Source organism: Hymenobacter agri, assembly GCF_054778495.1.
The window spans coordinates 1-2515 of the sequence record NZ_BAAGZM010000612.1 but is presented as its reverse complement, the minus strand read 5'-3'; the positions used below and the strand labels follow the sequence as shown (position 1 = coordinate 2515).

At 63.3% G+C, this 2515-nt stretch carries 4 protein-coding genes; 2 read left to right on the top strand and 2 right to left on the bottom strand.

What is annotated here, in order from left to right; translation table 11 throughout:
* Both ACYVDE_RS20115 and ACYVDE_RS20110 read right to left on the bottom strand, forming a co-directional pair.
* A partial coding sequence (locus ACYVDE_RS20115) for a metallophosphoesterase family protein (RefSeq protein WP_460503321.1) occupies positions 1-538 on the bottom strand: 538 nt, incomplete at its 3' end.
* 169 nt (positions 539-707) lie between these two features.
* Positions 708-1211, bottom strand: a complete 504-nt coding sequence (locus tag ACYVDE_RS20110; RefSeq protein ID WP_460503320.1) for a hypothetical protein — start codon at positions 1209-1211, stop codon at positions 708-710.
* 132 nt (positions 1212-1343) lie between these two features.
* Here ACYVDE_RS20110 and ACYVDE_RS20105 point away from each other — a divergent pair, with 132 nt between their 5' ends.
* Both ACYVDE_RS20105 and rsmI read left to right on the top strand, forming a co-directional pair.
* Positions 1344-1592, top strand: a complete 249-nt coding sequence (locus ACYVDE_RS20105) for a 4a-hydroxytetrahydrobiopterin dehydratase (protein ID WP_460503319.1) — start codon at positions 1344-1346, stop codon at positions 1590-1592.
* 110 nt (positions 1593-1702) lie between these two features.
* Positions 1703-2476, top strand: a complete 774-nt coding sequence (gene rsmI / locus ACYVDE_RS20100) for a 16S rRNA (cytidine(1402)-2'-O)-methyltransferase (RefSeq protein WP_460503318.1) — start codon at positions 1703-1705, stop codon at positions 2474-2476.
* Positions 2477-2515: the final 39 nt, after the last annotated feature.

The window sequence follows — 2515 nt, the reverse complement described above, 5'->3', positions numbered from 1 at the left end:
GCACCTGCGCCGCCGGCCGGGGCACGTGCCCGTGCAGCAGCCGCTTGCCGCCAAGACGCACGGGGTCGAGCACGAATTTCTTGATGCTGAGCATGGTGAGGTAATCCTGGCGCATCTCGGCGGGCGGAAGGGCGAAATCGTAGCCGGCATGCACCAGCACGAAATCAGGCAGCTCAATCTCATAAGGCAGCGCGTCGAGCCACGCGATGTAGTGAGGCTCAATGTCACTGGCCCGCCGCACGCCGAAGCTGCGTAGCGTGGGCTGGCGGCCGGGCAGCCCCAGCCAGGCCCAGCGCTTGCGATGGCGCGCGTCGTCGAGCAGGGCTTGGTCGTGGTTGCCGCGCAGGCAATGCACCTGAAAGCCGCTGGCCTGCAGGTGCATCAGGTAATCGAGCACGCCCTTGCTGTCGGGGCCCTTGTTCACGTAGTCGCCCAGCAGGTACAGCTCATCGGCGGGCGTCAGGCGCAGCTCGTCTTCCACGAGGCGGCGGAAAGTGTGCAGGCAGCCGTGCAGGTCGGTGGTGGCGTAGCGGCTCACGAGAAGCGAAATGGGAAAAGCATGGGCAGAGGCCGCCGAAAAAAGAACGTCATGCTGAGCGAAGTTGAATCATCCCTACCGCAATAGTAAATGATTACTCTCGCAGTAAAGATGCTTCGACAAGCTCAGCATGACGTTCTATCTAGCCTTTTTTGTTATCAAACGCGACCTATTGGTCGATGGCCGTATCGGTGGCGTTGGGGTCGTTGAGGTCGGCGTTGGTATCGGTGCCGGTGATGGGCTTGATGGGCTTGGGCTCCATCTGGCCCATGCCCACGCGGGAGTTGGGGTTCAGCATCTCATCCACGCCGGGGCGGCGGTCGTGCACGTCGAGCTCATCGACGGGGCGGCCGCTGGGCACGATGCTGTCGGTATAGTCGTCAAGGGGCGGCAGGTCCTGGTTGGCGCGGTCGTCGCGGCCTTCGTCCTCCGAGCGCATATTGTCGGCGGGCGGGGCCATGTTGTCGGCGGTTTCGTTCACGCCCAGGGCCGTGGAGCCGCCGGCCGTGTCGGAGCCGAAGCCCTCTTTGCCGTCGCGGTTGCCGAAGCCGCCGCGGGCCGCCTCGTTCTTGGGCGGGTCGGCGTTGGGGATGTGGTGGCCGGCTTCCATTTCTTCGTTGGTCGTGTCGTCGTTGATGACGCGGATGGGGCGGTTATTCGGGTCGATGGCCATTTTTTAGGGTATGAGGGTATGGGGGTATGAGGGCAGGAAGTATCGGAAACGGTGTACTTTGGTTTGGTCGTTTGGGTTTTGCCCCACGGCCCGGCTTACTGCCAGGATGCATCCTTAAATATAGTAAAAATCATGTGGAATAATATCGATAACAGCCTGGCTCGCACGTTCCGGTTCCGCGACTTCCGCACGGCTTTCGCCTTCCTTACCGAAGTAGCGGCCGAGCCCGAGCGGCTCGACCATCACCCCTGGCTCAGCAACGAGTACAACGTGGTGGAATTCCGCCTGCGCACCCACGACGCGGGCAATACCGTGACGGCCCGCGACCACCGGCTGGCGGCCGCCATTGATGCCGTGGCCAGCCGGTATCTGCTACAATGAGGGATACGGAATAGGGAATAAGAGACGGGGCATCGGGAAATGGATTTCAACATTCCGTATCCCTCATTCCCTATCCCCTATCCCTGACGTGCGCCCCGTACCTTTGCTTTATGCCCACTCCCACGGTTCTGTACCTTGTACCCACGCCTATTGGCAACCTCGAAGACATTACGCTGCGCGCCATTCGGGTGCTGGGCGAGGTGGGCACGGTGCTTTGCGAAGACACCCGCACCAGCGGCCGCCTGATGCAGCACCTGGGCCTGAAAAAGCCGCTCCTCTCCTACCACCTGCACAACGAGCACCAGCAGGTGCCGCGCCTGCTCGAACGCCTCGAAAAAGGCGAAACCATGGCCCTGGTGAGCGACGCCGGCACGCCCGGCATCTCCGACCCCGGGTTTCTGTTGGTGCGCGAGTGCCTGGCTAAGGGCCTGGGCGTGGAGTGCCTGCCCGGCGCTACAGCCTTCGTGCCGGCGCTGCTGAAGTCGGGCTTTGGGGCCGAGCGATTCACGTTCGAGGGCTTTTTGCCGGCTAAAAAGGGGCGGCAGACGCGCCTGCTGCAACTGGCCACGGAAACCCGCACCATGATTTTCTACGAGTCGCCGCACCGCATCGTGAAAACGCTGGGGCAGCTGGCCGAAGTGCTGGGGCCGTCGCGGCCGGCTTCCGTCAGCCGCGAGCTCACCAAACTGTTTGAAGAAACCGTGACCGGCACGCTGGCCAGCCTGGAGGCTGACTTTGCGGCCCGGCCCACTATTAAAGGAGAAATTGTCGTTGTCGTCGAAGGAAACCTTGCCCCGCCCCCCCGCGAGCCCCGCCCCGGCCGCGATGCCTCCTACTACCGCCGCGCCGATGACGCCGACGATGAGTCCGAATCAGAAGACTAAGCGGCCCGGGCTGCGACCCGCCGCGCTGGCCGTGCTGGG

Bases quoted from the DNA above. Each gene is read 5' to 3' on its own strand.
- ACYVDE_RS20110 (WP_460503320.1), bottom strand. From the start codon at position 1,211: ATGGCCATCGACCCGAATAACCGCCCCATCCGCGTCATCAACGACGAC.
- ACYVDE_RS20105 (WP_460503319.1), top strand. From the start codon at position 1,344: ATGTGGAATAATATCGATAACAGCCTGGCTCGCACGTTCCGGTTCCGC.
- rsmI (WP_460503318.1), top strand. From the start codon at position 1,703: ATGCCCACTCCCACGGTTCTGTACCTTGTACCCACGCCTATTGGCAAC.